The sequence below is a fragment of the Xylanibacter sp. genome (assembly GCF_057607445.1).
The window spans coordinates 52,250-72,428 of record NZ_DBLZAX010000008.1; the positions used below are offsets into that span (position 1 = coordinate 52,250).

At 34.4% G+C, this 20,179-nt stretch carries 15 protein-coding genes and 2 tRNA genes; 12 read left to right on the forward strand and 5 right to left on the reverse strand.

The genetic code is table 11. From position 1 onward, the window contains the following. The first annotated feature begins 115 nt into the window (after nucleotides 1-115). From ACZMIG_RS07650 to ACZMIG_RS07670, 5 genes are all read left to right on the forward strand, one after another. Nucleotides 116-3,055: a TonB-dependent receptor gene (locus ACZMIG_RS07650; protein WP_302698858.1), complete on the forward strand. Its 2,940-nt coding sequence runs from the start codon at nucleotides 116-118 to the stop codon at nucleotides 3,053-3,055. 265 nt (nucleotides 3,056-3,320) lie between these two features. After that, a complete protein-coding gene (locus ACZMIG_RS07655; protein ID WP_418874426.1) occupies nucleotides 3,321-4,175 on the forward strand; it encodes a glucosaminidase domain-containing protein in 855 nt (284 codons plus the stop codon). A gap of 43 nt (nucleotides 4,176-4,218) precedes the next feature. Continuing rightward, nucleotides 4,219-7,029, forward strand: a complete 2,811-nt coding sequence (gene uvrA, locus ACZMIG_RS07660; protein ID WP_021853488.1) for an excinuclease ABC subunit UvrA — start codon at nucleotides 4,219-4,221, stop codon at nucleotides 7,027-7,029. An 86-nt stretch (nucleotides 7,030-7,115) separates the two neighbouring features. Continuing rightward, nucleotides 7,116-7,188 (forward strand) — tRNA-Thr (locus ACZMIG_RS07665). A 4-nt stretch (nucleotides 7,189-7,192) separates the two neighbouring features. Then, nucleotides 7,193-7,265: transfer RNA gene (locus ACZMIG_RS07670), tRNA-Gly, on the forward strand. Between the two features lie 477 nt (nucleotides 7,266-7,742). Here the strand turns inward: ACZMIG_RS07670 and ACZMIG_RS07675 are convergent. From ACZMIG_RS07675 to ACZMIG_RS07695, 5 genes are all read right to left on the reverse strand, one after another. Then, on the reverse strand, nucleotides 7,743-8,381 hold the full coding sequence (locus ACZMIG_RS07675; protein WP_021853489.1) for a DedA family protein: 639 nt from the start codon (nucleotides 8,379-8,381) through the stop codon (nucleotides 7,743-7,745). 107 nt (nucleotides 8,382-8,488) lie between these two features. Further along, the gene (locus ACZMIG_RS07680) at nucleotides 8,489-9,061 is read right to left on the reverse strand and encodes a Maf-like protein (protein ID WP_288950066.1); all 573 of its coding nucleotides are present in this window, start codon (nucleotides 9,059-9,061) and stop codon (nucleotides 8,489-8,491) included. Nucleotides 9,062-9,076: 15 nt separating this feature from the next. Further along, nucleotides 9,077-9,595 carry a KdsC family phosphatase gene (locus tag ACZMIG_RS07685; RefSeq protein ID WP_021853492.1) on the reverse strand — a complete coding sequence of 173 codons (519 nt, stop codon included), beginning with the start codon at nucleotides 9,593-9,595 and terminating at the stop codon, nucleotides 9,077-9,079. Further along, entirely contained in the window at nucleotides 9,592-10,380 is a 789-nt protein-coding gene (locus ACZMIG_RS07690) for a Rossmann-like and DUF2520 domain-containing protein (RefSeq protein WP_418874437.1), read from the reverse strand. Before ACZMIG_RS07690 ends, ACZMIG_RS07685 begins: the two co-directional genes overlap by 4 nt. A 2-nt stretch (nucleotides 10,381-10,382) precedes the next feature. Beyond that, nucleotides 10,383-10,910 (reverse strand): nitroreductase family protein, encoded by a 528-nt coding sequence (locus tag ACZMIG_RS07695; protein WP_125104295.1) that lies wholly within the window; start codon nucleotides 10,908-10,910, stop codon nucleotides 10,383-10,385. A 107-nt stretch (nucleotides 10,911-11,017) separates the two neighbouring features. Here ACZMIG_RS07695 and ACZMIG_RS07700 point away from each other — a divergent pair, with 107 nt between their 5' ends. The 7 genes from ACZMIG_RS07700 (at nucleotide 11,018) to ACZMIG_RS07730 (ending at nucleotide 19,782) form a co-directional block, all read left to right on the forward strand. After that, on the forward strand, nucleotides 11,018-11,992 hold the full coding sequence (locus tag ACZMIG_RS07700; protein ID WP_418874434.1) for a GNAT family N-acetyltransferase: 975 nt from the start codon (nucleotides 11,018-11,020) through the stop codon (nucleotides 11,990-11,992). A 49-nt stretch (nucleotides 11,993-12,041) separates the two neighbouring features. Then, nucleotides 12,042-14,417, forward strand: a complete 2,376-nt coding sequence (locus tag ACZMIG_RS07705) for a TonB-dependent receptor (protein WP_053398581.1) — start codon at nucleotides 12,042-12,044, stop codon at nucleotides 14,415-14,417. A 277-nt stretch (nucleotides 14,418-14,694) separates the two neighbouring features. Further along, nucleotides 14,695-15,111 (forward strand): 2-amino-4-hydroxy-6-hydroxymethyldihydropteridine diphosphokinase, encoded by a 417-nt coding sequence (locus ACZMIG_RS07710; RefSeq protein ID WP_302698855.1) that lies wholly within the window; start codon nucleotides 14,695-14,697, stop codon nucleotides 15,109-15,111. Nucleotides 15,112-15,167: 56 nt separating this feature from the next. Beyond that, the gene (locus ACZMIG_RS07715; protein WP_125104297.1) at nucleotides 15,168-16,466 is read left to right on the forward strand and encodes a M64 family metallopeptidase; all 1,299 of its coding nucleotides are present in this window, start codon (nucleotides 15,168-15,170) and stop codon (nucleotides 16,464-16,466) included. After that, nucleotides 16,463-17,050, forward strand: a complete 588-nt coding sequence (locus ACZMIG_RS07720; RefSeq protein WP_125104298.1) for a tetratricopeptide repeat protein — start codon at nucleotides 16,463-16,465, stop codon at nucleotides 17,048-17,050. Before ACZMIG_RS07715 ends, ACZMIG_RS07720 begins: the two co-directional genes overlap by 4 nt. A gap of 304 nt (nucleotides 17,051-17,354) precedes the next feature. Next, nucleotides 17,355-18,458 carry a hypothetical protein gene (locus tag ACZMIG_RS07725; RefSeq protein ID WP_487889407.1) on the forward strand — a complete coding sequence of 368 codons (1,104 nt, stop codon included), beginning with the start codon at nucleotides 17,355-17,357 and terminating at the stop codon, nucleotides 18,456-18,458. Nucleotides 18,459-19,131: 673 nt separating this feature from the next. Continuing rightward, entirely contained in the window at nucleotides 19,132-19,782 is a 651-nt protein-coding gene (locus ACZMIG_RS07730; protein ID WP_487889408.1) for a DUF1847 domain-containing protein, read from the forward strand. Nucleotides 19,783-20,179: the final 397 nt, after the last annotated feature.

Consider the following 20,179-nt stretch of genomic DNA (forward strand, 5'->3'; position numbering starts at 1 on the left):
GTTGCAAAGTTAGTCAAATTTATTCTAAATGAAAATTTTTATTCAACTTTTAATATATTGTTGATTAAACCAATAATTATATTTAACGTCTAAGACAATAAAATATAAGGTAAAAATGAAAAAGAAGATAATTCTACTATGCCTATTGATAATTTCATCAATAGATGTTTTTTCTCAAATTAACACTATAACAGGAAAGATTATAGACCGCGATACAAAGGAAGGCGTGATGATGGTTACGGTACAAATGTTGACACAGGATAGCACCTATATCTCTGGTGTTTTAAGTGATGAAAATGGTAAATTTAAGTTAACTGCACCTAAAAGAGGAAATTATATTCTAAAATTTACATGTGTAGGATATATACCATTGACAAAAACACTAAATGTTTCAACTGAGAAAAATATAGCATTAGGTGATATTACCTTTTCTGCTGATGCAATTATGTTAAAGGGAGCAACTGTCATAGGTCAAGCGCCGCCTGTGACAGTTCAAGAAGATACTTTTGTCTACAATGCTTCTGCATATAGAACTCCAGAAGGTTCTGTTGTAGAAGAATTGATAAAGAAATTACCAGGCGCTCAGATTGACGATGACGGAAAAATTACAGTAAACGGTAAAGAAGTAAAAAAAATACTTGTTGACGGTAAAGAGTTTATGACCGGAGATACTAAAACTGCATTAAAAAATTTACCAACATCTATTATAGACAAGATTAAAACCTATGACGAGAAAAGCGATTTGGCTAAAGTCACTGGCATAGATGATGGTGAAGAACAAACTGTATTAGACTTTGGAATAAAGAAAGGAATGAATAAAGGACTAATAGGAAACGCAGATGCATCGATAGGAACGCATAATAGATATGCCGAAAGATTGATGGGTGCCCTATTTAAGGATAAATCAAGAGTGATGCTTATGGGAAATGCCAATAATACTAATGATAAAGGCTTCCCAGGAGGAGGTGGAGGCGGACATTTTGGAGGTGGACTCCAAGGGTTGAATTCCTCAAAAATGATGGGCGCAAATTTTAACTATAATCGTAATAAGATATTCATTTTAGATGGTAGTATTAGATGGAATCATTCTAATGGTGACGTCAGAACAGAGCAATCAACTGAAAATTTCGTAAGTAACATCGGCTCTTTTTCAAATAGCTTTAATCAAAATTATACTCGAAGTAATAGTTGGGATGCTCGTTTGAGAATGGAATGGAAGCCTGATACGATGACCAATATTATGTTTCGTCCTACTATTAAGTATTCAACAAGTGATGGATTATCATTATCAACAAGTGCCTCATATAATGATGATCCATATTTATATGTTACTAATCCGTTGTCTCCTGAGTCAATATTACAAATGGCAGAAGATAGTTTAATGGTGAATACAAGGAAGAACAATTCTATAACATACTCTGAAAATAAAAGTTTAGGTATAATGTTGCAAATTAACAGAAAACTAAATTCTAAAGGTCGAAATGTAACATTGCGTACTAACGTTACTTATAATGATAATAAAAGCAAAAGTTTAAGTACATCAAATGTACATTTATATCAGATAAAAAATAGTTCAGGAGTTGATTCGGTATACCAAACAAATAGATATAATTTAACTCCAACAAAATCACTTAGCTATAATATTCAAGCAACTTATAGTGAACCAATATTTAAGACCATGTTTTTGCAATTTAGCTATAAATTTACTTATAACTATAACAAAAGTGATAGGGAAACTTTTGATTTCAGTAATTTAGGTGAGAATTTCTTTGATAATGTTATTAATGAATATAGAGGATGGAATAATTATCTAAGACTGTTAGAGAATCCACTTGACAGCTATCTGGATCCAGATTTAAGTAGGTATTCAGAATATAAGAACTACATTCATGATTTGCAAATAATGCTGAGAGTTATTAGACAAAAATACAATTTGAATATTGGATTCATGGCACAGCCACAAACTACACATTTCATTCAGAAATACCAAGGCATATATACAGATACAATAAGAAACGTTGTTAATGTCAGTCCAACATTAGATTTCAGATATCGTTTCTCAAAGTTGAGTAATTTGAGAATAAATTATAGGGGTACAACAACGCAACCTAATATGACAGACCTTATGGATATTACAGACGATAGTGACCCTTTAAATGTCACAAAAGGAAATCCTGGTCTTAAACCATCGTTCACCAATTCACTAAGATTATTTTATAATACATATTTACAGAATCATCAACGAGCTATAATGACGTACATTAATTACCAAAATACACGTAATAGTATTAGTAATATGGTTACTTATGACGAGAAAACCGGAGGACGCATAACGCGACCAGAAAATATAAATGGAAATTGGAACATTTCAGGAGCATTCATGTTTAACACTGCAATCGATTCTATTGGGAAATGGAATATTAATACATTTACTAATATATCCTATAATAATTATGTTGGATATCTTGCTTTAGATAATAATTCTAATTCACAAAAAAATATAACTCGCACATCACAAATTAATGAACAACTGCGCACTAGTTATCGCAATGATTGGCTTGAAGTCATGCTAGATGGTTCATTAAACTATACTCATTCACGGAATTTATTACAAAGTGAAAGTAATCTTGATACATGGCAGTTTTCATACGGAGGTTCATTAAATATATATTTACCTTGGGGAACTAGTCTATCTACCGATTTACATGAAAATAGTCGCAGAGGATTTAATGACAATTCCATGAATACAAATGAATTAATTTGGAATGCTCAAATTAGTCAAGGATTCCTTAAAGGAAAGCCATTGACTATTTCTCTACAATTTTATGACATCTTACATAATCAAAGCAATTTCAGCCGAGTAATAACTGCTGTACAAAAAAGCGATACAAAATATAATAGTATAAATAGTTATGCAATGTTACATGTTGTTTATCGTATGAACGTATTTGGAGGAAAACAAGGCGATGACCCCAAAAGAAGAATCAGACCAGAAGGCATGTCAATAGGTCCTGGTGCAAGAGGGCATATCCCACATGAGTTTAGAGGTCGATAAACAAATATATAATATATTAGCGTATATTATAGTAGAAAATCTAAATTGATTACATACATCAATCTATTTTAGAATTATAAATTCTATTTTGTCTTTAAGATAAATGTATTATAGAATTTTATCTAATAAAATTTTGAAAAGATATATAAATGGCTTAAATTTGCATTAATTTGAACCTATATAAATTCATAACAAGATATTAAGGATGGGGAGATTTTTGATACTTTTTTTATGTACATTGACAAGTGTTGTGCTTAATGCTCAAATGAGGTGGAACTCTAAGTATCAAGCTTATATTGATAAATATAAAGATCTGGCTATTTCAGAGATGCTGAAATATAATATTCCTGCAAGTATTACTCTTGCACAAGGATTACTTGAGAGTGGGGCTGGAATGAGTGAGCTTACAAGAAAAGGGAATAATCATTTCGGTATAAAATGTCATGATTGGCTCGGAGCAACAACATACCATGATGATGATGAAAAACAGGAATGTTTTAGAGCGTATCGTGACGCATACGAAAGTTATGAGGATCATAGCAAATTCTTGGCACGCCAACCAAGATATAAAAAACTATTTTCACTTAAAAGAACTGACTATAAAGGTTGGGCACATGGATTAAAAAAGTGTGGATATGCTACGAACCCAAACTATGCAAAAAAACTTATTGGAATTATCGAATTGTATAAGCTACATAAATACGATCATGCTAAAAAGTATGATAAGTTCATGGTCGAGATGGCTGAAGTGAAAGACATTTCACCAGATACAAAATTGCATCCTATACATATTTATAATAAGAACTATTATCTTAAAGCAAGGCAGGGTGATACATTCAGATCCATTTCAAAGGAAGTTGGTATTTCATATAAGAAATTGGCAAAATACAACGAAAGAGATAAAAATGACAGATTAATACCAGGAGAAATCATTTACTTGAAAAAGAAACAAAATAAAGCCGAAAAAATATATAAAAACCGACCGCATAGAATTAAAGCCGGTGAAAGTATGTATTCTATAGCGCAATATTATGGTATTAGACTTTCTAGTCTTTATAAGATGAATAAATTGTCACCAGATTATAGCATAAAAGTTGGTGATTATTTAAAAGTAAGATAAATTACGCTAATCGGCATTATGATAAATATAAAATAATAAATCTATGACTAATTATATTGAATTAAAAAATATACGAGTAAATAATTTAAAGAATATTTCATTAAAAATTCCTCATAACAAGTTTATTGTTATAACAGGTGTTTCGGGTTCTGGCAAATCATCATTAGCCTTTGATACACTATATGCAGAAGGTCAAAGGCGCTATGTAGAAAGTCTTTCGTCATATGCAAGGCAATTTCTAGGCAGAATGAATAAACCAGACTTTGATTATATTAACAATTTGCCTCCAGCAATAGCTGTTGAACAGAAAGTTAATACGCGTAATCCGCGTTCTACAGTAGGTACCAGCACTGAAATATACGATTATTTAAGAATGCTTTATGCAAGGATTGGGCATACCTATTCGCCTATAACGGGCAAAGAGGTAAAAAAACATTCATTAAAAGATGTAGTAAATTGTATAATGTCCTTTTCAAAAGGTACAAAATTTGTAATATTATCACAATTGCATATAAATGAACAATATACACTAAAGAGGCAACTTCAAATATATCTTCAGCAGGGCTTCTCACGTATTTATCATAATCACGAGTTTTACAGAATTGAAGATATTTTAGAGTCTAATATAGAAATATCACAAGACGAATCATTTTTATTAATTGACAGACTATCTGTAAATGACGATTCTGATACGTTATCGAGAATCTACGATTCATTAGAAACTGCTTTTTTTGAAGGAAGCGGAGCATGCAGACTCGTATTTATCCCATCATATATTTCTTATGATTTCTCTGATAAGTTTGAAGCAGATGGAATACGTTTTGAAGAACCTAATGATAATATGTTCTCATTTAACACCCCATTTGGAGCCTGTCCTGTTTGTGAAGGTTTCGGTAATGTCATAGGAATTGACGAAAAACTAGTTATTCCAAATCCATCGCTAAGTGTGTATGAAGGATGCGTACAATGTTGGCATGGAGAAAAAATGGCAAAATGGAAAGATGAATTTTGTTATCTTGCTGCAAAAGACAACTTCCCTATTTTTGAACCATACTATAATCTGTCACAAAATCACAAAGATTGGTTATGGCATGGCTTACCGTCACAAAAAAATAAAAATACAGAAGAAAAAATCTGTATTGATTCTTTCTTCCAAATGGTAAAGGAGAATCAGTATAAGATCCAATATCGTGTTATGATGAGTAGATATAGAGGGAGAACAATATGTCCTGAATGTAAAGGTACTAGATTGAGAAAGGAAGCACATTATGTTAAGATTGGTGATAAAAGTATCAATAATTTAGTAGAAATGTCCATTGACAACCTTAAAAAATGGTTTGACAATTTAGAACTAAATGAAACAGAGAAAAAAATCAGTAAGCGACTTTTAGCTGAAATTAATAACAGACTACAATTTTTGTTAGATGTAGGATTAGGATATCTAACATTAAACAGGGCGTCTAATAGTTTGAGTGGTGGTGAAAGCCAACGTATTAATTTAACAACAGCTCTTGGAAGTAGCTTGGTGGGATCGCTATATATATTAGACGAACCTAGTATTGGTCTTCATAGTAAAGACACATATAAGCTTATTCATGTCTTAAAAGAATTACAATCACTAGGTAATACTGTAATTGTCGTAGAACATGACGAAGATATTATAAAAGCTGCTGATTATCTGATTGATCTTGGACCCGATGCAGGTGCTAATGGCGGAGAAATTGTTTTCAGTGGAAACCCGGCAAATTTAAGAAATAGCGATCTAGAGAATTATTCAAATAGTCATACACTGAAATTTTTATTTAATACGGATAAAATAGAAATCCCAAAAACACGTCGTTCTTGGAATAAAAAAATAATAATCAGGGGAGCTAGAATGAATAATCTAAAGGGGATTGATGTAGACATTCCTTTAAACATTTTAAATGTCATTACAGGAGTGAGTGGCTCGGGTAAATCTTCATTAATTAGGGGTATACTCTACCCTGCCTTAAAACGAAGATTAGATGAAGTAGCAGATATTCCAGGAGAATTTGCTTCTTTAGATGGAGATTGGACTGAAATAAAACATGTGGAAATGGTTAATCAAAATCCTATTGGGAAGAGTTCTCGCTCAAATCCTGTTACTTATGTTAAAGCTTTTGATGATATAAGACAACTTTTTGCGGAACAACCTTTGGCAAAACAAATGGGATTCACAGCACAATATTTCTCATTTAATGCTGAAGGTGGAAGATGTGAAACATGCAAAGGCACAGGAATAATTACTGTAGAAATGCAATTTATGGCAGATTTGGAGATAGTATGTGACAGTTGCCATGGTAAAAGATTTAAATCAGATGTTTTAGATGTAAAGTTTGCTGGCAAAAATATCTTCGACATCTTAAATATGACAGTTACAGAGGCTATAGATTTCTTTACAAAGAATAATAAAGTTAATATAGCAAACAAATTAAAGCCTTTAGACGATGTCGGTCTTGGATATATAAAATTAGGACAAAGTTCATCTACCCTATCAGGTGGAGAAAATCAACGTGTAAAATTAGCATATTTTCTTAGCCAAGAGAAATGTGAACAAACTTTATTTATTTTTGATGAACCTACAACAGGTCTTCATCTTCTTGATATAAAAAAATTACTAAAAGCTTTTGATGCCCTTATACAACATGGGCACTCAGTGATTGTAATTGAACATAATTTGGATGTCGTTAAATGTGCAGATAATATTATAGATTTAGGACCAGAAGGAGGAAATAAAGGTGGAAAACTTATTTTTGAAGGAACTCCCGAAGATTGCATAAAATGTGAATCAAGTATCACGGGAATATATTTAAAAGAGAAACTTATAAATTAAAAATAAGTTAAAACGCTAAAAATGGTTATCTTGGTTTTTCTTTAATACATAAAAAAATATTACCTTTGCACTGCTTTGAAAGGAATGCCGATATGGCTCAGTTGGTAGAGCAATTCATTCGTAATGAATAGGTCCCGGGTTCGAGTCCCGGTATCGGCTCTTTGCGGTAATAGCTCAGTTGGTAGAGCACTAGCTTCCCAAGCTGGGGGTCGCGAGTTCGAGCCTCGTTTACCGCTCGAAATCAGATTAAAAATAGTTCTCCACTTTTAATTATTTATTGAAGATTGTTTTCTTTACTTTCTAACCCAATAAATATAAACCCTATTAGATTTTTAAATATTATTGTCTGGATATCCCAAAAAATCAGAGTGTTTTTATCAAAAATTGATAAAAACATAAATTCTTTATACAGGCGTATTTGTACAGAACAGATAATAAGTCAATTGAAATCATATTACAGATTGAACCACAACCCTTATAAAGGTGGATGTGAGATACCATGAAGTTTTTCTGGTAGCAGTGGTTTATAACTTCAAAAGAGAAATGAAAACCCTTTGGTGCATGTTTCAAAAAATATGCGAGATACTGTGTCAGAACAATATCTTGCAAAAATTGGCTTTTTAGGGACGAATAAATATAAAAATATATGCTACACCTTATTGCGGACTAAACAAATATGGTGTAGCATATCAAATCAATTATATCTGTAATACTTACTTCTTCTTCAATCCTTTATATACCAATACGCCAATAACAACTACAGCCAGCCCTAATAGCACATATCCAATCTCATGACTATATTGTGTTGCACGTTCATAAACATCTGCTGTCGTCTTTAAGTCTGTAAAGCGATAAATCAAATATCCCAACAGAGCAAGTATGGAGTTCCATACTCCAGCACCGAGCGTTGTATACAACAAAAAATGATCTAGCCTCATTCCAGCCAAGCCTGCAGGAATACTGATAAGCTGACGAACTGCTGGTATAAGTCTGCCAAAGAATGTTGACGCTGCACCATGTTGACGAAAATACATCTCAGCGTGTTCAACTTTTGCGCGGTCTATTAAACACATATGCCCCAAACGGCTGTCGGCAAACTTATAGACAATTGGTCTGCCAAGCCAACGTGCAAGATAATAATTAACCAATGCACCAAGATCTGCACCTATAGTGGCAAAAACAACAACCATGAAAATATTCATGCTATCATCTGCCATTGCTTTCCATGCTGCTGGGGGCACAACCACCTCAGATGGAAAGGGTATGAAAGAACTTTCTATTGCCATAAATACTGTTACAACCCAATAGTTCAAATTCTCAAGTACCCATCTAAATAATTCTGCTGAATCCATTTAATTAAAATATTTTTTTTGCAAAGTTATTGCTTTTATACATAAAAAACAAGAAAGACACTGATTAAGAGCAAAATTCGTAGTATATTCCTATCATGCCCGGTAAATCAAAATTCCTGTAGTTCTTTATATATTCTCTGTACAGGTAATCCCATGACATTAAAATAACTGCCTTTAATAGAGGTAACACCTATATATCCTATCCATTCTTGGATGCCATAAGCACCGGCTTTATCTAAAGGTTTATAATGCTCAACATAATAGTTGATTTCTGAATCAGACAATGACTTAAATGCAACATCAGTTACAACGGAAAAATGCTTTTGCTTAACCAAAGACGTAAGACACACACCTGTAACCACGTGATGAACTTTTCCGCTCAACTCATGTAAAATACGTTTTGCGTCATCTAGGTTTTTAGGTTTACCCAAGACCTCATCACCTAATATTACAACTGTATCTGCTGTAATAATCAAATTATTTGGTTCTATTATGTTTTTATATGCTTCTGCCTTTTTTGTTGAAATATATTCAGCAATTTCCATGACTGGCATATCTTCAGGATACGATTCGTCAATACCTGGTATTACATGTATGTCAAAATCAAGATCTAGCCCGGCTAAGAGTTCCTTTCGTCTTGGACTATTACTACTTAATATTATATGATAATCCTTTTTCATAACATTATTCATAAATTACCATCCAAAGGCAACAGCACTATCAAGCCATTTACCCTGAGCCCTAAGAACCTGTTCAATTACATCACGGGCACAGCCATACCCTCCTCTATAATTGCTAATATACTTACTTATAGACTTGATGTCAGCACAAGCGTCTGCCGGACAACATGGACAACCACAACGTGACATAACCTCATAATCAGGTATATCATCACCCATATATAAAATATCTTCGTCTTTTAAGTCATATTTAGCCAGAAATTCATTATACACCTTTATTTTAACAGAACATCCCATAAATATATCGGTTACCCCCAAACGCTCATAACGTATTTGTACACTTTGTGTGGTTCCTCCTGTAAGTATTACTATACGCAGACCTTGTTTTACTGCCAACTGAATAGCATATCCGTCTTTTATGTTCACTGTGCGCATAGGTTCACCTGATAAATGAAGGGGTATTGTTTCTGCGCTTAAGACTCCGTCCACGTCAAATATTATTGCACGTATCTTTTTTAAATCATAATTAATCATTTATTATCTCCTTTCTTCTGTGCCACATGATGTATGCTTATGCTCATGCATTCATATATTTGTTTGAAAATAGGATTATCTCGTAACATTTCAGACTGCATTCTGATGATATTCTGATCATATCTAACAGCAGGCCCAGTCTGTGCCTTATCCGGTTTCATATGATGAACCTTGTTTGCAGTTTCTTCAATTAAAGGCATCATTACATCAAATGGTATATCATGTTTACCCAAAAGTTCTGAAGATATTTCATAGCAATGATTTACAAAATTACAAGCAAAAACGGCTGCCAGATGTAAATGCTTACGAGCCTCGGACGACAGGATATACACACGCTCAGATATGCTATCTGCTAAATGATGGGATGTTTCAAAGGCTAAATCATCAACACCTTCAACAAAGAAAGGTATGTTCTTAAAATCTAATAACTTAGTCTTTGAGAATGTCTGCATTGGATAAAGAACTCCATAATGTTGTGCCATACCCTTAAACACATCCAAAGGAACACTACCTGATGTATGTAAGAATATCTTATCGGCGCGCCCGTTACACAACAAAGGTATTATATCGGCAATAGCACTATCTTTTACTGAAATTATATAAACGTCAGCATCCTTTGTTACGTCTTCAATATTTATCACTGGAGCCCCGCCTAAAGCAGTTGCCAGTGTTGAAGCAGACTCAAATGTACGACTATACACCTGTAATATGTCATTGCCGGCACTATGCAGGGCATTTCCTAAATTCGTTGCAAGATTACCGGCACCAATAAAGACAATTTTCATCATTAAAATTTATTTATATGCACATTCTCCCATTTTAGAGCCTCTTCATCTTGCAAGGCACGGTCTTCATTTTTATGGCCAAATCCCACAACGCATAAAACATTGTAATTTTCAGGAATATCTAAAATACCTCGGATTACAGTATCGGCAGATGTTCCGTCAGACAAGCCACGTCCGCGCATCTGTGCCCAACAAGAGCCTAATCCAAGTTCTTCAGCCTGAAGCTGCATTGCCAAAGCAGCAATAGCTCCATCTTCAATCCAGCAGTCATTCTGTAAAGGCTCACCTAATACGACTATTGCCAAAGACGATTTTGCAAGAAATTTTGCACCCATGTCTTTCGCATCAGATAATTTTTCGATTGCCATCTTATCATCTACGACAATAAAGTGCCACGAACGTCGCCCCTTTGAAGTTGGTGACATCAATGCTGCGCGTAATATCAGCTTAACATCTTCTGAGTCTATTTCTTCGTTGGTAAAATTCCTGTAACTACGTCGTTTCTGAACTAATTCTTTAAAACTATTCATCTATGTAAATGCATTTGATTTATTAAAGGTCTGCAAAGTTAGACATTTATAATTCAAATCAAGACATAACTTATTGATTTTTAGAAAAGATTTATTATTTTTGCGGTATGAATGAAATAAAAATCGTCATTATTTCAAAAAGTGAGAACTTGCCGCCAATGCAATGCAAAAAATTGTTTCACAGCGACGAAATGTTTAAAATCATAGAAAAGACCCCTGGTCAAAAACCATATATGGTCATTGCATATGATAAAGAAAATATCGTTGCACACATGCTTGTAATGTTAAGGCGCAGGGGTTCATTATTTCCGCCATATCTCTTTACACAGGGAAGAGCGTATGGCGAAGGCGAATATTCTCCTGATTGCAATAATAAAGAAGAGATATTTGGCGAAATGCTGAAAAGCATCACAAGAGAATTACGCAAAGCTCTTTGCCTTTATATTGAATTCAGTGACCTCAGTACAAAAATGTTTGGATACAGCAAATTCAGAAATAATGGCTTTTTCCCTGTTCACTGGATGGAAATACACAATTCGCTGCATAGCATGAAACCAGAAAAACGACTCACATATAAAATGAGGAAATTACTTGTTAATGCAAACAGAGCCGGATTAAAGACGAATATATCAACAACGGACAAAGAGCTAAACGATTTTTTCAAAATATTGAAAAATTATATTTCAATAAAAATCAGAAGATATATACCTGACATAAAATTATTTCGTGAAATGCTGAATAACGGATGCTGCAATCTGTTTACCACTACGCATAAGGGCACAATGGTTGGCGGGTGTATTTGTGTTTATTCAGAAAGTAATTGTTATATGTGGTATCTTGCAGCTAAAAAGAATTTCTTTACGAAACGAACGAATGCAATAACCGCTTGGACTGCAATAAGACATGCATATGCCGAAGGGTACAATCATATTTATTTCATGGACGTAGGACTGCCGTTCAAAAGAAATAATTTTAGAGAATTCATATTAAGTTTCGGAGGTAAACCTGTCGGTACATACAGATGGTTCAGATGTTCAATAAAATGGATTAACAAGCTTCTTTCTTGGTCATACAGAGAATAATCATACCTGCTGAAAACAATAATCGTGAACAATCCTCGTTATATACGAGATGAAAATAAAACAATTATATATAACATTATTGATGCTTTTATGCGTTATAAGCATAAAGGCACAGACGTTCACCCTGCAGGGAAAGGTTACTGACAGCAACATGAGTCCTGTGGAATTGGCAACTGTTTCTGTTATTGAGCAGGGAAAAATGACAATGACTAATCTGAAAGGAGAATTCTCGATACAACTGCGCTCAGCTGACAGTGTTGTTGTCAGATTCTCCATGGTTGGCTATAAGACAAAAACGCGAGTATTAAGACGTCCAAGAGGAAAACAGACTCTTCTGATTCAGCTATATGACGATAATCAACTCGCCGGAATAACTGTCACAGAAAAAAAGAGGCAGACCGGAAGCACCCAACAGCTTGAAACTAAGGATATAAAGAATACTCCAAGCGTTACAGGTAATGCCGTTGAAGAGCTTATTCAATCACAAGCCGGTGTATCCACACATAGTGAGCTTTCTTCACAATATAACGTGCGAGGTGGAAGCTTTGATGAGAATAGTGTATATATTAACAATGTAGAAATTTACCGGCCTTTCCTGGTAAGAAGTGGTCAACAGGAAGGTTTGTCAATAATCAATCCTGACATGGTTGAATCAATTGGCTTCTCAACAGGTGGTTTCGAGGCTAGATATGGTGATAAGATGTCGTCTGTTCTTGATATAAAATACAAGAAGCCCAAGAAGTTTGAAGCTAACGTTGCAGCCAATCTTCTTGGCGCCAGTGCATTTGTTGGCTTTAGCACAAAGAAGTTTTCATGGAGCAACGGCATCAGATACAAGACAAACAAATATCTTCTTGGTTCACTTGATACAAAAGGAGAATATCAGCCTAACTTCCTAGATTATCAGACGTATCTTACTTATGAACCGACAAAAAATTGGTCGATAGAGGTTATCGGTGACATCTCAGAAAACCATTATAACTTTTATCCAGAAGACCGCGAAACAAAATTTGGCACAATGGAGAATGTCAAATCGTTCAAGGTGTTCTTCGATGGTCAGGAAAAAGACGTATTCCGCACATATTTCGGTTCATTGAGTATATCAAGAAAGTTTGGCGAGAAAACAAAGTTATCACTTATCGCATCTGCTTTTCATACTAATGAGCAAGAAAGATATGACATACAAGGCCAGTATTGGCTAACACAGACAGAAACGAGCGAAAACCTTGGCGTTGGTACATATATGGAGCATGCACGCAACTACCTTAAAGCGACTGTCAAAAGCATAAAGTTTGCTCTTGAACATAAGACAAAGAAGCATGACATCCAAGCCGGACTGACTTACAGAATAGAAAATATAACTGAAGACAGCAAGGAATATGAAATGCGTGATTCAAGCGGTTATAGCATCCCTCACACGGGTGAAGATCTTTATATGATTTATTCTCTAAAAGCGAAAAATACGCTTGATGCAAACAGACTGGAGACTTACATACAAGACACATGGCGTTTCAGCAGCAAAGGTGAACATACATTCTTTACGCTTAATTACGGAATAAGATTTAGTCATTGGAACTTTAATAAAGAAAGCATCATTAGTCCGCGAATATCTCTAGGTATAGTTCCGGCATTCAATCATGACGTAACAATGAGATTTGCCACGGGTATCTATTATCAGGCACCATTCTACAAGGAGCTCCGAGACACAACAACTATAAACGGAATAACATACGCCACTCTGAACAATAAGATAAAGAGCCAGCGCTCTATTCATTTTATTGCAGGCTTTGACTATCGCTTCAAGATGAAGGATCGTCCGTATAAGTTTACAGCAGAAGCTTACTATAAGGCCTTGTCGAATCTTGTTCCTTACACAGTAGACAACGTAAAGATTGTGTACGATGCCAGCCAGCAATGCAGTGGACATGCCATGGGACTTGATTTAAAACTTTACGGAGAATTTGTACCTGGTACAGACTCATGGGTAAGCCTTTCGCTAATGAACACCAGAATAAATATTAACGGAAAGAGTATACCTCTGCCAACAGACCAAAGATATTCGTTAAATCTATTCTTTACCGATTACTTCCCTGGAACAGACAGATGGCGGATGTCACTTAAATTGGCATTTGCCGATGGTCTTCCTTTCGGTGCACCTCACAGACAACTTGACGAGCAGCCTTTCCGTGCCCCAGCGTATAAGCGTGCAGATATCGGTATGAGTTACAGGCTTTTGAACAATGAGAAAGGTGACCGCAAGTCTATTTTCAAGAATATATGGCTCGGTATTGACTGTCTTAATCTTTTGGGTATAAATAACGTCAATTCATATTATTGGATTACAGACGTAACCAATCAACAGTATGCCGTACCTAATTACCTTACCGGACGGCAGATAAACATCAAAGCATCATTTGAATTTTAAAAGCAAGGATGCATAAGAGCAATAAATAAAAACAGATTTGGCAATTTTAGGCTAAGTACAAATTGCAATTCGGAATCAGATATGATTAGCATGTTACATGCCTGATTTCATAAAAATATTTGTTCTTATGCATCCTTTCTTATATTTTATATTTTCCGGCATAAACACAAAATGTCTTTTAGTTCTCTTTTATTTTGCTTTTAGTCAAAATTACATTAATTTTGCAATTATGATTAACTTGCGTGTCTTGTGAAACAAAAGCGTGCATTTAAAGTGTATGCTCACAGCACGTCAACAATATTTCAAACTCATGACCGAGAACAAGAAACTGATATTGTCGCTTGGAAGCAATTACGATCAGGAGCGAAATATCATAGAAGCAATATCGCTGCTAAACAAGATGTTCGCCAAAAACGATATAGTTTTCAGCAGACAGATGTGGACCGATCCTATAGACATAGAATCGGATAAATTTCTTAATTGCATGCTGTTCACCTATACTTCATGCGGACTTGATGAAGTGGAACGTAGCATAAAAGAAATTGAATGTATCTGTGGCAGGAAAAATGATGAGAAAGACAAGAATATTGTAAAGATTGACATTGACATCCTGCTATATGGCGATAAAAGACTGCACGACAAAGACTGGACACGCGGATACGTGAAGGAATTGATGAAAGAATGTCCTTTCTGAAAGTTGCAGACGAAACAACTTAATTGATTGAATATAAACTTTTTACATAATATATTATGAAAAAATATAGCGTAAATATTTTAACGATATTGTCAATGCTCCTATTCTGTGCCACGAACGGATTTTGTCAGACATTTGACGAGTATTTTACAGATAAGACCCTGAGAATAGATTATATATTTTCAGGCAACGCAAAGCAACAGACTATAAGTCTAGACAAACTAAACACTATGCCACGATGGTATGGCAAAAGGCAAAGGTTAGCCCAGGTTCCCGTTGAAGGCAATGGCCAAATAACAGTCAGGCCACATAATTCGGACAAAATCATATACAGAAACTCCTTCTCTACCCTGTTTCAAGAATGGCTGTCATATGATGAGGCAAAAACTACAAGCAAATCATTTGAGAATGTTTTCCTTGTACCAATGCCCAAGGATACCATCGATATTACAGTTGATTTATATAATAACAGGCGTGAAAAAAGTGCTACGTTTACACACACAGTTGCTCCTTCCGACATACTTATAAGGCACATTGGTGAGCATGATATAACTCCATATAAAGTTATCCAGCAGGCAGCTGACACAACCAAATGTATCCATATTGCATTTGTTGCCGAAGGATACACAAAAGATGAGATGAATGTTTTTCTCAACGATGTAAATATTGCCACAGAAGCACTCTTTGCCCATGAGCCTTTTAAGTCTAAACGTAAGTGTTTTAATATAGTAGCGGTAGAATCAGAATCAAAGGAAAGCGGAACAAGCGAACCTTCAAAGGGTATATGGAAGAATACGGCACTGCACTCTCATTTCGACACATTCTACAGTAACAGATATCTTACGACCTTAAATATTAAAGAACTCCATGATTGGCTTGCAGGCATCCCTTATGAGCATATCATCATATTGACAAATACAAACGAATATGGTGGCGGCGGTATTCTCAACTCTTATGTTCTGTCAATGACACATCACAAACAATTCAAACCGGTCGTTGTACATGAGTTTGGCCATAGTTTCGGAGGTCTTGGCGACGAGTATGCTTACGAGCAAGAACAGATACCGATGTATCCTCATGACGTAGAGCCATGGGAACCCAATATCACCACACTGAAAGACTTTCACGGCAAATGGGAGAACCTGATAAAGCCAGGAACCCCTACCCCAACTCCAGAAAGTACAGATCCACAAATAATACATAACAGGGTCGGACTATTTGAAGGGGCCGGTTATAGTCTCAAAGGTGTTTACCGAGGCGTGCAGGACTGCAGAATGCGCACAAACGAAAATCCTGAATTTTGCATCGTCTGCCGTAATGCCCTAACCAACTTGATTGACTTTTATACAAAATGAGATATTTACTGATTCTGATATTCTCATTACTAACATTGCAAAGTCATTATGCTGTCGGACAAAGCAACAAATCAGACTCAAAAATATTGGAACGTGCCTTAGACTATTTTGCAGGTGAAAAATATCATGAGGCGTTGTTGCTACTGAAAAAGCTTGATGAAAAGTATAATCTAAATCCTAGGTTCAAGGCATATTTGGGCGTCTGCTACTTTCATGAATTCGATTATGAAAAAGCATGCAGTTATCTTGATGAAACGATAAATCAGCTCGATGTATATTCGCCTGCAGAGAGAAGTGTCTATTATAATGTTGCCGCTGAAAGCCATTTCATGCTTAACGAGTATGAAAAAGCAATTCCTTTATACGAAAAGAAACTGCTGGTTTGCTGCAATGAAGAAAAGGGCGACATATACTACAGGCTTGGCTTCTGCTATATGTTTAACAGCAAATGGGAATGTGCAGCTGAATATTTCAAGTCCGCCATGAGCTATTACACCACTTTCAATGCAGGGCAGAAAACTACAAGAATGGCTCAGCTCGATAAGATGATTAAAGGATGTGAGGAATATGCAGGCAAGCTATAATTACAATTTAAAGATATTGCCGGATATGTTTGTGCATATCCTGCAATATCTTTTTATATCTTCATTATTTGCAAATAACGTTCTTTACAAGAATATCATTGTTCATTTGAAATTTATAAAATTTTTATACAGAATGTTGCAAGATAATGGGCTATATCAAGAAATAACAGACGGTATGGCAACATATATAAAGTATAAAATGTACTTAATGAATAAAAATACACATCAGATCCAATAAATTATCATTATTATTGCTAAAAATAAATTTTAATCATATCTTTGTAGAAATTAATAAGCGGACTCCATGATGAACATAGCAAAAAGTAAAATACTGCAATCGACGGAAAAATATGCAACGTCCTCACATATAAATTTTATAGTCAGAAGAATATTCTTCTTCTTTATAATTATCGGAACTATGGCAATGCTATTCTCTTTCACATCTATGCCACATAAAAGACTTGCAGATGAAAGAGAAGATTCTGTAGCACAGGATGAAGACTCCGTAGTGTCGGTAATCGCATGGTTTAATAAAAATGACACCATGACATATTGGATAAATGAGAGCACATGGGATATAAGAAAAGGTGACACAATAAAGACAGCCGGAATAAATACTAAAATTATGATAACCGTAACAGACTCCACCAAGAAGGGATATGATATGGAATATTCCTTTCTTGACTTTAAAACTGATTCTGTTAAAGATTCATGGAAACAAAATCTCCTAAATGAGGCACTTAATAAATATAAAGAAGCAATAAAAGGCACAACCATAAAATTCAGGACAGACATATATGGCAAAATTATCAAATATGATAACCTTAATGAGATAAAAAAGCAGTCAAAGCAGCTTTTCATGGAAACTATTAAAGAGATGTCTATCATTGATAGTTTGGCTGTTGCAGGTATTGATCTTAAAACTTTATTAAAAGATGTTGACGCGGATAGACTTGTACAAGGATATATAGATGAACTTGAGTTGATGTTTAAACATCACGGGACGACATATAACATCGTCAGTATAACAAATCATTCAGATGCCACTGAAGATGATTATGAAACAGACTCCTATGTGTCTGTTTCGGAAAACAATGAAACTTATGACTACAGAATCGTGGTCGACGTTAACAATTACATTCCGAAAGATGACATAAAGGCTATAATCGAAGGGGTGGCCAGTGCTTATTTGGATGAAGATAAATTTAATGAGGTTAAAGAGGATATGGATGAAAATTTTGATAAGCAGGTATCAGATGATTTACTATATAATACTTATCTTTCAATAGACTATTTCTATGACGGCTGGCCCAAAGAAATAATTAAGCAAGAGAAAAGAGTCATAGGTAAGATAGGAAAGCTTTCTCAAAAATATATCACGTGGGACTACCGTAGTGTCAGACATTAATTTCAATACAGAAACTAAATTTAAATTTTCTTTTTGATACATGAGACGACGTTTTTACTGTCATTATGTCATTCTCGTTTTGTCATAAATTCCTGCAAAATTAGAAAAACAAGAACCTTAAAATATGCTGATTAGGTAAAATATATTTACGTTATTAAATAAATGGCACACTTTTATAATGCAATTCAGCCACTTTTATGATTCAATTCAGTAGTTTTAATGGTGTACATAGGCAAGTTTTCATATTAAAATAAGGTCATTTTTGCATAATATCAGGCTCATTTTATTGCACATAAATTCATAAAATCATATAATCCTCTGTAAATCAAACGCTTGCTTATGCACACATAGAAAGACGATTTTTACAGAACAAATGATTTATATTTTCAAATATCTCAATCTGAGAGCTTTATAGGAAATCAGATGGAAAGCAACTGCACGTTATTATTGTCATTATGATATTTAAGGAAAAAGTGTGTTGCAAATATCATAATAGATCAAAGAAACGGGATGAGCATATTATCAATCCAATACGGACTATAAGCAAAAAAATACATGTACAGAAAATATTTATTATCGAGTATTGATGTTCAAACAAATTACAAAATAATGATATAGATACGAAATAAATAATGTACTTTTGCCATCAGCAAAATTTAAATATATAGACAGCATGGAAAAAGGAATAAATAATGAGCATAGTTGCGTGGATTGCGGCACACAAAACTGCAAATATAAAAATCGTACATATCCAGAATTCTGTCTTACAACAAATTTGGATGAAAGCGACAGGTTATGGGCATTGGAAAAATATGAGGAATCCAACAATAAAGCCATAATGATTGCAAGTGCCGAAGTAGAATATGAAGGGTATTGCAAATGGACAAGAGTGCAAGAAATTATGGAATTTGCACATAAAATAAATGCAAAACGTATCGGCATAGCCAACTGTATCGGTTTAATTAATGAAGCACGTATCTTTGCAAAGATATTGCGCGCAAATGGATTTGAGCCATTTGCTGTTATTTGTAAAGTTGCCGGGCAGTCTAAAACGTCGGTCGGAATACCTTCTGAATGTGAAAATATCGGTGCTGCTATGTGCAATCCTATATTACAAGCCCGCTTGCTCAATCAAGCCAACACAAATCTAAATGTTGTTATCGGATTATGCGTTGGTCACGACAGCCTATTTTATAAATATTCCAACGCCTATGTAACAACACTTGTAACTAAAGACCGTGTCACAGGAAACAATCCTGCAGCAGCATTATATACTGCAAATTCATACTACAACAAAAAATTCTTTAAAAAAGCTATTTTATAGACCGACATGAATAGTTTTCTATTCATGTCGGTCTATAAAATTAGTTAGTATTTTCATACATCTATCCTAATTCAGAAACAAGAATTAGGTATATAAAAAATGAAATACTATAAATTATATGTTTGCAGCAGATTTCATCATTATTGTATTGACATAAATCATATCATTTTACTAATTCAAGCACTATTTATTATAATTCCGACAAAAAGGACAAAAATACGTAATAAAACATGCAATTATTTAATATTACTGCACATAATGATAACAACGTGTATTTATTATTCTTGCAAAATAACATTCTTTTCAAAGATTATATACATAAGTGTTATAGCATGCAATTAAAATTAATTGTATAATAGGATATAAACTTCCTTTTTGTCAAAACAATGAAATAATT